At 68.5% G+C, this 14,708-nt stretch carries 15 protein-coding genes, 1 pseudogene and 1 riboswitch; of the genes and pseudogenes, 7 read left to right on the top strand and 9 right to left on the bottom strand.

Features of this window, described 5'->3' with window-relative positions; all coding sequences use genetic code 11:
• Positions 1 to 157: 157 nt before the first annotated feature.
• Positions 158 to 529 carry a BlaI/MecI/CopY family transcriptional regulator gene (locus tag LY625_RS13115; protein WP_233740759.1) on the top strand — a complete coding sequence of 124 codons (372 nt, stop codon included), beginning with the start codon at positions 158 to 160 and terminating at the stop codon, positions 527 to 529.
• Positions 516 to 1,712: a TonB family protein gene (locus tag LY625_RS13120; protein ID WP_233740760.1), complete on the top strand. Its 1,197-nt coding sequence runs from the start codon at positions 516 to 518 to the stop codon at positions 1,710 to 1,712. The genes LY625_RS13115 and LY625_RS13120 overlap by 14 nt, the downstream gene beginning before the upstream one ends.
• Before the next feature lie 6 nt (positions 1,713 to 1,718).
• On the opposite strand, the gene LY625_RS13125 is transcribed toward LY625_RS13120, so the two are convergent.
• On the bottom strand, positions 1,719 to 2,978 hold the full coding sequence (locus LY625_RS13125) for a GGDEF domain-containing phosphodiesterase (protein ID WP_233740761.1): 1,260 nt from the start codon (positions 2,976 to 2,978) through the stop codon (positions 1,719 to 1,721).
• Positions 2,975 to 4,183: an HD-GYP domain-containing protein gene (locus LY625_RS13130; RefSeq protein ID WP_233740762.1), complete on the bottom strand. Its 1,209-nt coding sequence runs from the start codon at positions 4,181 to 4,183 to the stop codon at positions 2,975 to 2,977. Before LY625_RS13130 ends, LY625_RS13125 begins: the two co-directional genes overlap by 4 nt.
• Before the next feature lie 252 nt (positions 4,184 to 4,435).
• On the opposite strand from LY625_RS13130, the gene LY625_RS13135 reads away from it, so the two are divergent.
• Complete coding sequence (locus LY625_RS13135; protein WP_233740763.1) at positions 4,436 to 4,915, top strand: OsmC family protein; 480 nt, start codon at positions 4,436 to 4,438, stop codon at positions 4,913 to 4,915.
• A gap of 15 nt (positions 4,916 to 4,930) precedes the next feature.
• On the opposite strand, the gene LY625_RS13140 is transcribed toward LY625_RS13135, so the two are convergent.
• Together LY625_RS13140 and LY625_RS13145 are read right to left on the bottom strand one after the other, a co-directional pair.
• Positions 4,931 to 5,758 carry a S1/P1 nuclease gene (locus tag LY625_RS13140; RefSeq protein ID WP_233740773.1) on the bottom strand — a complete coding sequence of 276 codons (828 nt, stop codon included), beginning with the start codon at positions 5,756 to 5,758 and terminating at the stop codon, positions 4,931 to 4,933.
• A gap of 77 nt (positions 5,759 to 5,835) precedes the next feature.
• Entirely contained in the window at positions 5,836 to 6,465 is a 630-nt protein-coding gene (locus tag LY625_RS13145; RefSeq protein WP_233740764.1) for an OmpW family outer membrane protein, read from the bottom strand.
• Between the two features lie 190 nt (positions 6,466 to 6,655).
• On the opposite strand from LY625_RS13145, the gene gap reads away from it, so the two are divergent.
• Complete coding sequence (gap, locus tag LY625_RS13150; protein WP_233740765.1) at positions 6,656 to 7,657, top strand: type I glyceraldehyde-3-phosphate dehydrogenase; 1,002 nt, start codon at positions 6,656 to 6,658, stop codon at positions 7,655 to 7,657.
• Positions 7,658 to 7,750: 93 nt separating this feature from the next.
• Here the strand turns inward: gap and fdxA are convergent, their stop codons facing one another.
• Positions 7,751 to 8,080: a ferredoxin FdxA gene (gene fdxA / locus LY625_RS13155; RefSeq protein ID WP_233740766.1), complete on the bottom strand. Its 330-nt coding sequence runs from the start codon at positions 8,078 to 8,080 to the stop codon at positions 7,751 to 7,753.
• 171 nt (positions 8,081 to 8,251) lie between these two features.
• Between fdxA and azu the strand changes: the two genes are divergently transcribed.
• Both azu and LY625_RS13165 read left to right on the top strand, forming a co-directional pair.
• Positions 8,252 to 8,716, top strand: coding sequence for an azurin (azu, locus tag LY625_RS13160; RefSeq protein WP_233740767.1), 465 nt, complete (start codon positions 8,252 to 8,254; stop codon positions 8,714 to 8,716).
• A gap of 60 nt (positions 8,717 to 8,776) precedes the next feature.
• A complete protein-coding gene (locus tag LY625_RS13165; RefSeq protein WP_233740768.1) occupies positions 8,777 to 9,181 on the top strand; it encodes a group III truncated hemoglobin in 405 nt (134 codons plus the stop codon).
• A 30-nt stretch (positions 9,182 to 9,211) separates the two neighbouring features.
• On the opposite strand, the gene LY625_RS13170 is transcribed toward LY625_RS13165, so the two are convergent.
• The 3 genes from LY625_RS13170 to LY625_RS13180 all read right to left on the bottom strand — a co-directional run bounded on the left by LY625_RS13170 (position 9,212) and on the right by LY625_RS13180 (position 11,067).
• Positions 9,212 to 9,643 (bottom strand): hypothetical protein, encoded by a 432-nt coding sequence (locus LY625_RS13170; protein ID WP_233740769.1) that lies wholly within the window; start codon positions 9,641 to 9,643, stop codon positions 9,212 to 9,214.
• Between the two features lie 61 nt (positions 9,644 to 9,704).
• Positions 9,705 to 10,121 carry an acyl-CoA thioesterase gene (locus LY625_RS13175; RefSeq protein ID WP_233740770.1) on the bottom strand — a complete coding sequence of 139 codons (417 nt, stop codon included), beginning with the start codon at positions 10,119 to 10,121 and terminating at the stop codon, positions 9,705 to 9,707.
• Positions 10,108 to 11,067 carry a ribonucleotide-diphosphate reductase subunit beta gene (locus tag LY625_RS13180; RefSeq protein ID WP_233740771.1) on the bottom strand — a complete coding sequence of 320 codons (960 nt, stop codon included), beginning with the start codon at positions 11,065 to 11,067 and terminating at the stop codon, positions 10,108 to 10,110. Before LY625_RS13180 ends, LY625_RS13175 begins: the two co-directional genes overlap by 14 nt.
• Positions 11,068 to 11,234: 167 nt before the next feature.
• On the opposite strand from LY625_RS13180, the pseudogene LY625_RS13185 reads away from it, so the two are divergent.
• Positions 11,235 to 11,573, top strand: a pseudogene (locus tag LY625_RS13185) (four helix bundle protein); the annotation flags it as partial.
• Between the two features lie 57 nt (positions 11,574 to 11,630).
• On the opposite strand, the gene LY625_RS13190 reads toward LY625_RS13185, so the two are convergent.
• Positions 11,631 to 13,931 (bottom strand): ribonucleoside-diphosphate reductase subunit alpha, encoded by a 2,301-nt coding sequence (locus tag LY625_RS13190; protein ID WP_233740774.1) that lies wholly within the window; start codon positions 13,929 to 13,931, stop codon positions 11,631 to 11,633.
• A 390-nt stretch (positions 13,932 to 14,321) separates the two neighbouring features.
• Positions 14,322 to 14,533, bottom strand: a riboswitch (cobalamin riboswitch).
• Positions 14,534 to 14,708: the final 175 nt, after the last annotated feature.

A 14,708-nucleotide genomic window follows, 5' to 3' on the forward strand; every position in this document is an offset into this window, starting at 1 on the left:
TAAAAGCGGACCGGCGTCGCAGCGCAGCGACCGAAGGAGCGCTCCTCTCTCGTTCCTCGTTCCTCTCCCCTCGTTCCTGTCTCGCCTCCCCCCCCCCCTTGACATCACCATTTACAGGCGTAATCTGTATCCATTCACCGTTTACACGCGTAATCAAATGCAGGTCAGTGAAGCCGAATCGGTCGTCATGGAGGCGTTGTGGCAGCGCCACCCCCTGTCCGCGGACGAAGTGGTCGCGGCGGTGGCCGCCGAGCGCGGCTGGCAGGAAGCCACGGTCAAGACCCTGCTCAACCGCTTGCTGAAGAAGGGCGTGATCAGCGCTGAGCGTGATGGCCGGCGGTACCTGTACTCGCCGGTGCTGCGGCGCGAGGACTGGGTTCTGGACGAGAGCAGCGGGCTGATCGAGCGCCTGTTCCAGGGCCGGGTGGCGCCACTGGTGGCGCATTTCAGCCAGCACCGGAAGCTGGACGAGTCCGACATCGCCGAACTGCGACGCCTGCTTGGGGAGATCGACGATGGAAAGCGCTGAGCTGCTGGCCTGGGTGGTGGAGGGGGCGCTTGCCACCGCGCTGGCGACGGCGCTGGTCCTGCTCGCGCGGCGCCCGGTACGCCGGCTGTTCGGAGCCCGGACGGCCTACGGGCTGTGGGCGCTGGTCCCGGCCGCCCTGCTGGCGACCCTCCTGCCGGCTTCCGGATCGGTCGCGGAGGGGGTTGTGATGAAGGCGCCTCTCGGGATCGTGCAGGTGCAAGCCCGGGCAGTGGCCGAAGGCGCCAGTGCCGGGGCGACGCTGCTGGCGGCCTGGCTCGCGGGACTGCTGGCCACCGCTGTCATCGCGGTGCTGGCACAACGCCGTTTCCTCCGCTCGCTTGGCCGGCTGCAATTGCGTGCCGACGGACTGCACCAGGCGGACACGGGCGCCGGGCTGCCCGCGGCGGTCGGCCTGCTGCGTCCGCGCATCGTCGTTCCGTCCGATTTCGACCTGCGCTATGACGCCGGCGAGCGTGAACTGATGCGCTTGCACGAGCAACTGCACATCCGCAGTGGCGACCTGCTGGCCAATGCCGCGGCGACGGCCGTGCGGTGCCTGTTCTGGTTCAACCCGCTGCTCCATGTCGCCTGGCCGCTGTTCCGCCACGACCAGGAGCTCGCCTGCGACCAGCGCGTGCTGGCCCGCCACCCGGCGTCGCGGCGTTGCTATGGCGAGGCGATGTTGAAGACCCAGCTTGCGGCAGTGCCGTTGCCGCTGGCGTGCAACTGGGGCTACGGCCATCCACTCATGGAGAGAATCGCGATGCTCAAGCAACCCTTGCCTTCATCTCGCCGCCGGTTTGCCGGCACCGCCGCGGTCTGCGTGCTTGCCTCGGCCGTTGCGTTCACCGCCTGGGCTGCCCAGCCCGCAGCGGGTGCGGCACATGCCAGCGTGGACAGCGACACCCGCATGCAGAACCCGCCGAAGTATCCCGCCGAGGCGGTCGAACAGAGGATCGAGGGGCGCGTGGTCCTGCTGGTCGATGTCGATGCCCGGGGCCGGACGCAATCGGTGGTGGTCGAAAGCGCCTATCCCGAGGGCGTGTTCGAGGCTGCAACGCTCGAGGCGGCGAGGAACTGGACCTTCAATCCGGCGATGAAGGACGGCAGGCCGGTGGCAGGCCGGGTCCGGGTGCCGGTGGATTTCGCCATGGATCCGCCGGAGGACGAGGCCGCCCGCTAGGCTGGTTCAGCCACCGCCGGCAGCCAGCCTGCCGGCGGTCGCGCCAAGTCCGCGCACGAATTCCTCGGCGGGCTGCGGACGCTGGATGAAGAAGCCCTGCGCATGGTCGCAGCCCGTGGCGGCCAGCAGCTCGAGGGTTTCGGCGTCCTCCACGCCTTCGGCGACAACCGTCAGCTCGAGCCGGTGGGCGAGGTCGATGATCGCCTGCACCAGCGGCAGCGAACGCGGGTCGCGTGGCAGGTCCTGGATGAAGCTGCGGTCGATCTTCAACTCGGTGGCCGGGAAGCGCTTGAGGTAGGCGAGCGAGGAGTAGCCGGTGCCGAAGTCGTCGAAGGCCACGCCGAACCCGGCGTCGCACAGGCGGCGCAGCAGCCGCTCGCTGAGCGCCGGGTCCTCCATCAGGGCGGTCTCGGTCACCTCCAGGGTCACTCCCTCGGGTTCGACGCCCCAGACCTGCAGGGTGGAGTCCAGGTGCTCGACCAGTCCCGGCTCGCCGAACACCCGCGGGGACAGGTTGATCGAGATGCCCAGCGCCGGCTTGCGGCGCCGGGCGCTGGCCAGCTGGCGCAGGCTGGCGTTGATGCTCCACCAGGTCAGCTCGGAGATCAGGCCGGTGCGCTCGGCCATCGGGATGAAGCGGTCGGGCGGCACCTGGCCCAGTTCAGGGTCGTGCCAGCGGCTGAGCGATTCGGCAGCGCTCACCCGCCGGGTACGCAGGTCGAGGATCGGTTGCAGCCAGGCTTCCAGCCGGTTGCCGGTGATCGCCTCGCGCAGCCGCCCGTAGGGCACCAGTGCAGGCTCGCCGCCGGCCATGTGCACCGCCATGGCATCCGGGCTGCGCATCGCGCGTCCAAAGGCGTATTCGGCGCTGCGCAACAGGGCCGTGGCGGTACACCCATGCTCCGGCGCGACGGCTATCGCGGTAATGACCGAGGTCATCACCTCGGTGTCCCCGACCCGCAGCGGTGCCTGGAACCCGCGCCGCACGCGATTGCCCGCCAGCAGGGCGTGGTTGCCGTCGTGCAGGCCGGGCAGCAGGGCCACGAACTCGAACTCACCCAGGCGGTACAGCCGGTCACAGGGACGCAGCAGGCCGCGCAGCCGTGTGTGCGCCTCGTCGCCGATGGCATCGCCACCGCCGTAGCCATAGACCTGCAGCAGCTCGCGTATGCGCTGCAGGCGCATCAGCATCACCCCGGTGACGCCATCCGGCCCCGCCGCGGACAGGACAGAGTCCAGCGTCTCCACCAGCTGCGTGCGGTTCACAGGTACAGCTCGGCCGGATCCAGGCCGTAGGCCCCGACCGGCAATGCGGCAACGACGTTGACCTGCTCGGCGACCGGCACGTCCCCGGGCTGGTCCATCAGGTCCATCGGCTGGAACTGCGCAAGCAACTGCTTGTCGGGCCCGGTCAGCAGCATCACCCGCGGTCGCAGGCGACGCGAGGGGTTCTGCGTCATCACCACCGCGACCTGGCCGTTGTCCAGTTCCACCAGCGAGCCGGTGGGGAACACGCCCAGGCAGGAAATGAACTGCTCGACCAGCTCGCCCTGGAAGGCGCCGTCGCGACCGGCGTAGAGTTCCTGCAGCGCCAGGTGGCGCGAACGCGGCGGGGCCCAGGGGCGCGGGCTGGTCATCGCATCGAACGCGTCCACGATCGCGGCGATCCGGCCGTACAGGGGGATCTCCAGGCCGCCCAGGCCTTTCGGGTATCCGGTCCCGTCCCAGCGCTCGTGATGGGTGCGGACCATGGCGACGACCTCCGGCGGGTGCCCGTCGGAGGATTCGAGCATTTCGGCCCCGTGCAGGACGTGCCCGCGGACCTGCGCCATCTCGGGCGGGGACAGCGCGGCCGGGCGGGTCACCAGCGATTCGGGGAGCCGGGTCTTGCCGATGTCCAGCAACAGCCCGCCGCTGGCCAGGTCGACCAGCAGCCCGGACGGCAGCCCCAGGTGCCGGCCGAAGGCGGCCGCCAGCATGCTGCAGTTGATCGCGTGGCTGTAGGCGTAGCCGGCGCTGGCGCGCAGGGTGTTGACCCAGAACAGGGTGTCGGCGTTGCGCAGGATGCTCTGCACCACCGGCTCGACCGCTTCGCGGACTTCCTCGGGGCCGAGCTTGCCGCCGGCGGCGGCCTCGTCGATCAGCCGGGTGGCCGCGCGCGTGGTGTCCGCCAGCGCCTCGCGCGCCTGCGGCAGCTCCTCGGCGAACTCCGCGGTGTTGCGGTAATGCTGCGCGCCGAGCAGCTCGCTTTCGGGTACCTGGTTGCGGGTGCCGTCGGCTGGCGCGATGCCCAGGCTGATGTCCACCCACACCGCATTGCAGTTGGCGCCGACCCAGTCGAGCTGCTCCTGCGAATCGGCCATGAAGCCCTGCAACGGGAACGGCGTGCCTTCCCACGCGCGGTCCAGGCGGCATACGTACATGCCCGGCAGCAGCTTCCGCGCAGCGATCCGTCGTTCGTCGACACGCATCAGCCCGGCCTCCGGCCGCAGTGGGAGATGCCGGAGCGGGTCCGGGGTGGCGGGACGCGGAAGTGCATGCTGCGGACGGGCCTCTTGTCCCCTTCCGTATCGGCGAATCGCCGGCGGGCTTTAACCCGGGCCGGCTGGATGAGCCGGGCCAGGACGGGTGGGCCGGCCTGGGCGGCGCCCTCACGGCTGCTGTGTTTGGATGGCCGGAGCCCGCCGCCAGGGCGTGGCGGCAACGAGACCGGAGCAATCGCCATGAGCGAAGACCAGATCAGGGTAAGCCTGCAGCAGGAGGAGGGTTTCCGCTTCAGCGTGGAGTTCGGTGGCGGCGGGCTGGACCCGTTGCACACCGACCTGCCCGAGCCCACCGGGACCGGCGCCGGTCCGGATCCCGAGCACCTGTTGCTGGCGAGCCTGGCCAACTGCCTCTCCGCCAGCCTGCTGTTCGCGCTGCGTGCCAACCGCAACGAGGGGGTGGCCGGCCTGCGCGCCGAGGTCAGCGCCAAGCCGGCGCGGAACGCCGAGGGCCGGCTGCGGATCCCGCAGGTGTTCGTCGAGATCCAGCTGCCCGGCAGCAACGACGACTTCCAGAACCTGGACCGGGTGCTGGCGAAGTTCGAGGACTTCTGCACCGTGACCCAGAGCGTGCGCAACGGGATCGACGTCGAACTGACGGTGCGCGATGCCGACCAGCGGGTGCTGCTGGGCGACAAGAGTTTCGAAGCCGGGTCCTGAACCGCGCGGCTGCGCCTAGGGGGCGTCCGGGTCCAGCGCGGCGTCGAGCAGGCGGGCCAGTTCGATCCCGGCGCGACGCAGCTGTTCCTCGGCCACCGGCCGCCAGCGCTCGACATAGTCGCCGTCGATCCGCGCCCGCGCCGGGTAGAAACCGTCCGACAGCGCGATCGAGCACGACTGCTCGGCCCATTGCGGGGCCGCCGGCGGCAGCGCCGGCCGCTCGGCGATGACCAGGGGGAGCATGTCCAGCCGCGCAAGGTAGGCCTCGTCATCCAGGCCGGCGGTGTTGAGCAGGCCGCTGTCCCACAGCCGGTGCAGGTTGCTGCCCTTGCCGTCCAGGTTCACCTGCACGGTGTTGCCGCCCTTGTCGTGGGCGTAGCCGGCATGCAGCGGCTGGTGGACGTCGCCCACGAAATGGACCACGAACTTCAGCGCCTGCAGCCGCTCGGCATCGCTGCGCGCGCGGTCGGCCAGGATCCCGGCCTGGGCGCTGATCGCCTCGACCACGCAGTTGCCGTCGGGGCAGGCGGTGGAGGGGTGGTAATGGCATTCGTCCTCGCCGATGTTGACGTAGTGCCAGCCCGCGCTGCGACGGCCCAGGTCGGGGTCGAGCTCGCGCAACTGGTCGGCCCAGTTGGCGATCCCGGCCAGCGTCGGGTCCGGTTCGCCCTGCAGCAACCGCTGCACCTGCGTGCGGGTCTCCGGCGCCAACTCGTTCCAGGCGACGTCGGCGACCAGCCGGTGGCCCTGCGGCCCCCAGGCGAAGGCGAGGGAGGGCGCCAGCACGACAAGGGCGGCGAGGGCGGGGCGGAGCGCGGTGGGGTGGAAGCGTGAGCGGGCCATGCGCGCAGGATAGCGGCGCATGGCCCTTCTCGTCATCGCCTGCCGGTGGGCTGGCAGGCGCGGGCCGATCCAGCCGGTCAGAATTTCCAGATCCAGGCCACGCCATAGACGATCGGGTCGAGGTCCGCCGAGCCGACCTTGCCCAGGCCCTCCACGCTCACGTCGGTCTCGATGTCGATCCAGCGTGCATCCACGCGCAGTGCGCTGCGGTCGGAAATCCTGAAGTCCAGGCCGGCGTGCGCGGCCAGCCCCCAGGAGCCGTCGAGCTTCAGGCCGGCGCCCGCCAGCGGACCCTCGGGGTTGCTCCTTTCCTCGAAGAACCGGGTGTAGTTCACGCCCAGGCCCAGGAACGGTGAAACCCGGCCCTGGCTGTTGAAGTGGTACTGCAGCGAAACCACCGGCGGCAGGTGTTTGGTTTCCCCGGCCTTGGCGCCGTCGAGCCTGATGTCGTGCTTGAACGGGGCCGCGGCGAGCACCTCGATGCCCAGGTTGTCGCCGATGAAGTATTCGGCGGTGATGGTGGGCCTGATGTCCTCGTCCACGTCGGCGCGCAGGGTGCCGGCAAGGGTGCCGTTGTCGGATTTGGGCTCCACCGCGTGGACCCCGACACCGAGGGTCCAGTCGCCGGGCGACTGGGCCAGGGCAGGAGAGGACAGGCCCACCAGGGCGAGGGTGGCGGCGACGGCGAGGAGATTGCGGGACTTCATGGTGTTTCCTTGTGTCGTGGGGGATGGAGCCCGTTCATTTTCCCCCCCGCGCCTGTTCAGCTCCTTGAGCAGGATCAAGGAACACCGCCTTTTGCACGGGGCCCCTGGATACCCCGCGAGCGGGCGGCGGAGCGCCGGATCGGCTAAAATGACGGGCTTTCCCCACACTCCTTCAGGAGCCCGGCAGAAAATGGCGATCAAGGTTGGCATCAACGGTTTCGGGCGCATCGGGCGCAACGTCCTGCGCGCGGCGGTGCAGAACTTCGGTGACGACATCGAGGTGGTCGGCATCAACGACCTGCTTGAGCCGGACTACCTGGCCCACCTGCTCAAGTACGACTCGGTCCATGGCCGCTTCCAGGGCGATGTCTCGATCGAGGACGGCACCCTGGTCGTCAACGGCAAGCGCATCCGCCTGACCGCCGAGCGCGACCCGGCCAACCTGAAGTGGGACGCGGTCGGCGCCGACGTCGTCATCGAGTCCACCGGCCTGTTCCTGACCGCCGAGACCGCGCAGAAGCACATCGATGCCGGCGCGAAGAAGGTGATCATGTCGGCGCCGTCCAAGGACGCCACGCCGATGTTCGTCTACGGGGTCAACGACGCGAAGTACAACGGCGAGGCGATCATCTCCAACGCCAGCTGCACCACCAACTGCCTGGCCCCGGTGGCCAAGGTGCTCAACGACAAGTGGGGCATCAAGCGCGGCCTGATGACCACCGTGCACGCCGCCACCGCGACCCAGAAGACCGTCGACGGCCCCTCGGCCAAGGACTGGCGCGGCGGCCGCGGCATCCTGGAGAACATCATCCCGTCCTCCACCGGCGCGGCCAAGGCCGTCGGCAAGGTGCTGCCGGAGCTCAACGGCAAGCTGACCGGCATGAGCTTCCGCGTGCCGACCTCCGACGTGTCGGTGGTCGACCTGACCGTGGAGCTGGACAAGCCGGCGACCTACGCCGAGATCTCCGCCGAGATGAAGGCCCAGGCCGAGGGTCCGCTGAAGGGCATCCTGGGCTACACCGAGGACAAGGTGGTCGCCACCGACTTCCGTGGCGATGCGCGCACCTCGATCTTCGACGCCGAGGCCGGCATCGCGCTCGACGACACCTTCGTCAAGCTGGTGGCCTGGTACGATAACGAGTGGGGCTACTCGAACAAGTGCCTGGAGATGGTCAGGGTCGTCGCGAAGTAAGCGGCATCCAGACAGACGAAAGGCCGGGGAAACCCGGCCTTTCGCGTTCCACACCCTCCCCTGTGCGCGCCCCGTCGGACGGGGCACGGAACCTCACTCGCCGCGATCGAGCAGCTTCAGCTTGTCGGGTACGCCATCCCATTTCTCCGCGTCCGCAAGCGCGTCCTTCTTGCGGGTGATGACGTGCCACTTCGGCGCCAGCTCGGCATTGATGTCCAGGAACTTCTCCTGGCCCTTCGGCACGTCGTCCTCGGCATAGATCGCCCCGACCGGGCATTCGTCCACGCACAGGGTGCAGTCGATGCACTCCACCGGGTCGATGACCAGGAAGTTGGGACCCTCGTGGAAACAGTCCACCGGGCACACCTCGACGCAGTCGGTGTGCTTGCAGTTGATGCAGTTTTCGGTAACGACGTGGGTCATGGAGCCGGGGTCATGAAGCCTGCAGATGAACGGTTGCCTGACGGTGCGTATTGTCCCGCCCCGCTGCTGGCCACTCCCTGACCTGGATCAATTCGCGGTCCGTCCATACGGCGCAGAATGCACCCATCGAAAGCGACCGTCCTTCCAGTCCCCTCCCAACAGGAGTCAATGATGATCAACAAGTTCTCCGCCCTCGCCCTGATCGGCCTTGCCGGTGCCTTCGCCTTCGCCCCGTCCGCCCAGGCGGCCGACTGCGCGGCGACCATCGAGGGCAACGACGCCATGCAGTTCAACGTCAAGACCCTTTCGGTGCCGGCGTCCTGCAAGGAGTTCAAGGTCACCCTGAAGCACACCGGCCAGCTGGCCGCCAACATCATGGGCCACAACGTGGTGGTGGCGAAGACCGCCGATGTCGCCGGCGTGAACGGTGACGGCATGAAGGCCGGTGCCGACAACGACTACGTCAAGCCGGGCGACGCCCGTGTCATCGCCCACAGCAAGGTGGTCGGCGGCGGCGAGTCCACCACCTTCAGCATCCCGGTTGCCAAACTGGAAGCCGGCCAGGACTACAGCTACTTCTGCTCCTTCCCGGGCCACTTCTCGATCATGCAGGGCAAGTTGACCCTCGCCAAGTAAGACCCATATCGAAGGGGCGGCCAGCGGGCCGCCCCTTTCGTTTTGCGGTACCGCAACGCCATGGCACGTGACTCCACCACCCTGACCCCTGACCAGATTGCCACGCTAGTCGACCGCTTCTACGACCGCATCCAGGTCCATCCCACGCTCGGCCCGGTGTTCAACGCGGCCGTGGACGACTGGCCGGAGCACAAGCGGCTGCTGACCTCGTTCTGGGCCTCGGTGGCGCTGGGCGCCGGCAGCTACCGCGGCAACCCGATGGCGAAGCACCGTGGCCACCCGATCGAGTACGGCCACTTCGACGAGTGGCTGGAACTGTGGCTGCAGACCTGCCACGAGCTGCTGTCGCCGGAGGACGCCGGACGGATGCATGCCTATGCCACCCGCATCGGCCGCAGCCTGCGCGGCGGACTCGGGCTGGTGCCCGGCGGAAAGCACCTGGGTATCCCGGTCCTGGGCGCGTGAGCCGGGGGAGCGTCGTCCGGGGCCACCCCGTCAATAGAACATCAGCTTCGCCAGCACCACGATCCCGGCCATCAAGGCCAGCAGCAACCGGTGGTTATGGCGGAACACCCCGCCGCCCAGTCCGCGCCCGCCGGCCCACGCCACCCGGGCGAAGATCGCCAGCACCGCGAAGGCCAGGGTAACCTTGGCGGCCAGCATCCAGCCGAAGCGGGTGCCCATGCAGGCGAAACCGCCGCAGCGGATGTCGAACAGCGCCGCCCCGCTGGCGAACAGCACCAGCACCACCCATGGCATGAACCGGCGCGCCCGGGCGACAACCGCTTGCTCGACCCGCTGCAGCAGCTCGGTTCCCAGGGCGTCGCGCAAGCCCTCCAGCACCAGCACCTCGAAGGCCACGGCGCCGATGAAGACGATCGCGCACGCAAGGTGCAGCAACAGGATCAGGGGATACCAGCCGGCCATCTACGGTTCCGCGGGACAGCGCCAGTGTGGGATCCGGGCACGATCATCGTGCTGACATGGGTCAAGCCGGCGCAGGCAGCGGCTTTACCGCCGCCGGCCGCCCCCGGCTGTCCAGCGCGATCATCACGAAGCGCCCGCGGGTGCAGGTCTCGCGCTCGCCGCTGAGCAGGTCCTCGGCCACCAGCTCCACGTCGACCTGCATAGACGTGCGGCCGACCTCGACCACCCGGGCGATGGTTTCGACCAGCTGGCCCTGGCGGATCGGCAGGCGGAAGTCGACCTGTTCCGAGCGCGCGGTCACCACCGTGCGCCGGGAGTAGCGGCTGGCGGCGATGAACGCCGCCTTGTCCATCCACGCCAGGGCCTGGCCCCCGAACAAGGTGCCCAGGTGGTTGGTGTGGTCCGGGAACACGATCTCCTGCAGCCGCGCCTCGGTGGGCGCGGCCGCGGGAACCGCGGCAGGATCAGAAGGCGGCATCGAAGGCCACCTCCCCCTGCACGCCGACCTGGTACGCCGACACCCGGCGTTCGAAGAAGCTGGTCAGTTCCTGCACGTCCTGCAGCTCCATGAACGGAAGCGGGTTGCGCACGTTGTACTTCTTTTCCATGCCCAGCCTGGCGAAATGGTTGTCGGCGCAGTGTTGCAGGTACTGGCGCATGTCGCGCGTGGAGATCCCCGCCACCCCACCCGACAGCACGTCCTCGGCGAACTGCACCTCGCACTCGATCGCCTCGGCCAGCATGTCGTACACCTGCTGCTCCATCCGGGCATCGAACAGGTCGGGCTCCTCCCCGCGGATCGTGCGCACCGACTCGAAGGCGAAGTCCATGTGGCAGCTCTCGTCGCGGAACACCCAGTTGGTGCCCGACGACAGCCCCGGCAGCAGCCCGCGCGAGCGGAAGTAGTAGACGTAGGCGAAGGCGGCAAAGAAGAACAGCCCCTCGATGCAGGCCGCGAAGCAGATCTGGTTGAGCAGGAACTGTCGCCGCTGTGCCCGCGTCTCGATGCGCTCCAGCTCCTGGATCGAATCGATCCACTTGAAGCAGAACTCCGCCTTCCGGCGGATCGAATCGATGTTCTCCACTGCCGCGAACGCCCGCGTGCGCTCCTCGGGATCGGGCAGGTAGTTGTCCAGCAGGGTCAGGTAGAACTGCACGTGCAGCGCCTCCTCGTACAGCTGCCGCGACAGGTACATCCGCGCCTCCGGCGCGTTGAGGTGCTGGTACAGGTTGAGCACCAGGTTGTTGGACACGATCGAGTCCCCGGTGGCGAAGAACGCCACCAGCCGGTGGATCAGGTGCCGGTCCGCCGGCGACATCTTCGAATGCAGGTCGCTGATGTCGATCTGGAAATCGATCTCCTCCACCGTCCACGTGTTGCGGATCGCATTGCGGTACATCTCGTAGAAGTGGGGATAGCGCATGGGGCGCAGGGTGAGGTTGAAGCCGGGATCGAGGAGGCGAGGAACGAGTGGAGAGGAGTGAGGAGTGAGTGGAGAGGAGTGAGGAGTGAGTGGAGAGGAGTGAGGGGTGAGGGGGGGAGTCACGCTGACATTGGAGGTCATATGTATTACCGGATGCAGTTGTATGGAAGAAGGGAATGGAGGTCGCGCGGGGTGTCTATGGGCTGGTGCGGTTGTTGCCGCGCGAAGAGGTCTATGGGATGCGCAGCCAGATCACGCGGTCTGCGGTTTCCGTAGCACCGAACATTGCGGAGGGCTGGACCCGGGAAACGCCACGCGACAAGGCCCATTTCCTGGCCATTGCACACGGCTCCCTGTCCGAGACCGAAACGCTGCTGACGCTCTGCGAGGACATCGGCTGGTTTCCGGTGGAGCGCACGGCCACAGTCAGGGCCGCGATGGACGAAACCAGCCGAATGCTGACAACGCTGAGACGCCGGAGGCGAGGAGTGAGAAATGAGGAGTGAGAGGAGGGGTTTTTCGCCTTTACTCGTTTCTCACTCCTCTTCACTCACTCCCGCCTTTCACTGGCAGGATTCGCAGCCCTCCGGGTTCTCCAGCGAGCACGCCACCGCCCCGGCCGCCGACACCGTGGTCTTCGCAATCCGCGTAGCCGGCCGCGAGCGCAGGTAGTAGGTGGTCTTCAGCCCACGCTTCCAGGCGTGCATGTACATGGACGAGAGCGCGCCGATGTTCGGGCTTTCCATGAACAGGTTGAGCGAGGCGGACTGGTCGATGAAGGCGCCGCGCTCGGCGGCCATGTCGATCAGGGGGCGCATGGGCAGTTCCCAGGCGGTGCGGTAGACCTCGCGCAAGGCGGCGGGGATCCGCTCGATGCCCTGGATGGAGCCGTCGGCGAGCTTGATGGCGTCGCGCATCTCGGGGGTCCACAGGCCCAGGCGCTTGAGTTCGCCAACCAGGTGGCGGTTGACCTGGAGGAAGTCGCCGGACAGGGTCTCGCGCTTGAACAGGTTGGAGACCTGCGGTTCCACGCACTCGTAGCAGCCGGCAATGGAGGCGATGGTGGCGGTCGGGGCGATGGCGACCAGCAGCGAGTTGCGCAGGCCGTGCTCGCGGATGCGCTCGCGCAGGGCGTCCCAGCGGGCGGGGTCGGCCGGCTCCACGTCCCAGGCGTCGAACTGCAGCTCGCCGCGAGCGGCGCGGGTGTCCTCGAAGGCGGGATGGCGGCCGCGCTCGATCGCCAGCTCGCAGGAGGCCTCCAGGGCGTGGAAGTAGATCGCCTCGGCGATCTTCTTCGACAGTGCACGGGCTTCCTCGCTGTCGAAGGCCAGGCGCTGGCGGAAGAACACGTCCTGCAGGCCCATGCAGCCCAGGCCGACCGGACGCCAGCGCAGGTTGCCGCGACGGGCGGTCTCGATCGGGTAGAAGTTCAGGTCGATCACCCGGTCCAGCTGGCGCACGGCCAGGCGCACGGTTTCGGCCAGGCGCTCGAAGTCGAAACCGCCGCCCGCATCGAGGTGGTGGGCCAGGTTGATCGAGCCCAGGTTGCACACCGCGGTCTCCTCCGCCGAGGTGACCTCGAGGATCTCGGTGCACAGGTTGGACAGGTGGATGACGTTGCCGGCCCTGGCGGTCTGGTTGCTGGCGCGGTTGCACTTGTCCTTGAAGGTCATCCAGCCGTTGCCGGTCTCGGCCAGGGTGCGCATCATCCGCGCGTACAGCTTGCGCGCCGGGATCGTGCGCACCGCCTTGCCCCGGGTTTCGGCCTGGCGGTAGGCGGCCTCGAAGGCTTCGCCGTACAGGTCGGTCAGCTCCGGCACCACGCGCGGGTCGAACAGCGACCAGTCTTCGCCGGCCTCCACGCGGGCCATGAACAGGTCCGGCACCCAGTTGGCCAGGTTGAGGTTGTGGGTGCGGCGGGCGTCGTCTCCGGTGTTGTCGCGCAGCTCCAGGAAGTCCTCGATGTCGGCGTGCCAGGTTTCCAGGTACACGCAGGCCGCGCCCTTGCGCTTGCCGCCCTGGTTGACCGCGGCGACCGAGGAATCGAGCGTCTTCAGCCACGGCACGATCCCGTTGGAGTGGCCGTTGGTGGAGCGGATCAGCGAGCCGCGTGAACGCACCCGGGTCCAGCTCACGCCGATGCCGCCGCTGAACTTGGACAGCTGGGCGATGTCGCCGTAGCGGGCGTAGATCGACTCCAGCGAATCGGTGGGCGAGTCCAGCAGGAAGCACGAGGACAGCTGCTCGTGGGTGGTGCCGGCGTTGAACAGGGTCGGCGAGGACGGCAGGTAGTCGAGCTGGCCCATGCGCCGGTACAGCGCCAGCGCCTCGGGCACGTCCTGGCTGAGCGCGCTGGCGATGCGCAGGAAGAACTGCTGCGGGGTCTCGATCACCTTGCGGCTGTGCGGGTGGCGCAGCAGGTAGCGGTCGTACAGGGTGCGCAGGCCGAAGTAGTCGAAGCCCAGGTCCAGGTCGGGGTCGATGGCGTCGTTGAGCTTGCGCGCGTTGGCCTGGACGAACTCCAGCAGGCGGTCGTTGATCAGCCCGACCTCGTGGCCGCGGCCGATGGACTGCGAGAAGGCGTGGATCTCCTGGCCGGAGACCTCCTTGGCGATGAAGCCCGACAGCAGGCGGGCGGCCAGGCGGCCGTACTCGGGTTCCTCCCCGGTCAGCAGCGCGGCGGTGCGGATCGACAGCTCGTCCAGCTCGGCGGTGGTGGCGCCGTCGTACAGGCCGGAGATGGTGCGGGTGGCGACCCGCATCGGGTCGACCGCGTGCAGGCCGGTGCAGCAGCGCTGGACCGCACGGACGATCTTGTTGAGGTCGACCAGTTCGCGTGCGCCGTTGCGCTTGGTCACGCTCATGGTCATCGCGCCGGCCGGGGAGGTGAGGTCGAAGCCGGCCGGTGCGGGACGCGGGGCGTCGTCGGCATCGGAAACGGCGGGGCGGGCTTCGTCGGCGACGGTGCCGTCTTGGTGCAGGGCCTGCTCGTGCAGGACGTGCTTGTGCAGGGTCTGGGGGCTCATGGCGGTGGCTCCGGTGCAGGGCGCACGGATCGCCGTCCTTCCCTCGGGGACGGCGCACGGGAGCAGCGCACCGTGGACCCGCCGCACTGCGGCAGCCACGGCACGGCCTTGCCCCCGCGGGCATGGAATCTCCGGGGAAGGAAAACAGGCACCGCCGGCCACCCCGGTGGGGCATGCCGCGGTACCGGCCGTCCTCCCCCGAGGACCCTGGGCCGGTCACCACGCGGTGTGCTTCGCGTGGCTGTCGGCAGGTCTTCGGGCTGAGGACGCGGAGCATGGCGCTCCTCCTACTGCCGCCGCTTCCCGGGGCGGATGCCCCAGTGCCATGACGGGTTCGTTTCCATTACCGCTGCGGGGCAGCGCCGGAATTGGACCGAGGTCCGCACCGGCTTCCCTTTTCAGCCGCCCCTGGAGGCGGCACCGACGGAGCACAACATATCGGGTTTTGGCATCCCGTCAACCACAAGATGTCCGGGGCCGAGAAACGAGTGAAGAGGAGTGAGGAACGAGTAAGGGCAACTGCAAGGGCGAAGGCAGGAGCAAATGCAGAGGCAGAGGCGATGTCCTTGGCCCCCAGGCTCCTGCCCGTTGCTGTTGCTTCCACTCGTTCCTCAC

This window comes from Lysobacter sp. GX 14042 (assembly GCF_021390425.1).
GTDB lineage: Bacteria > Pseudomonadota > Gammaproteobacteria > Xanthomonadales > Xanthomonadaceae > Novilysobacter.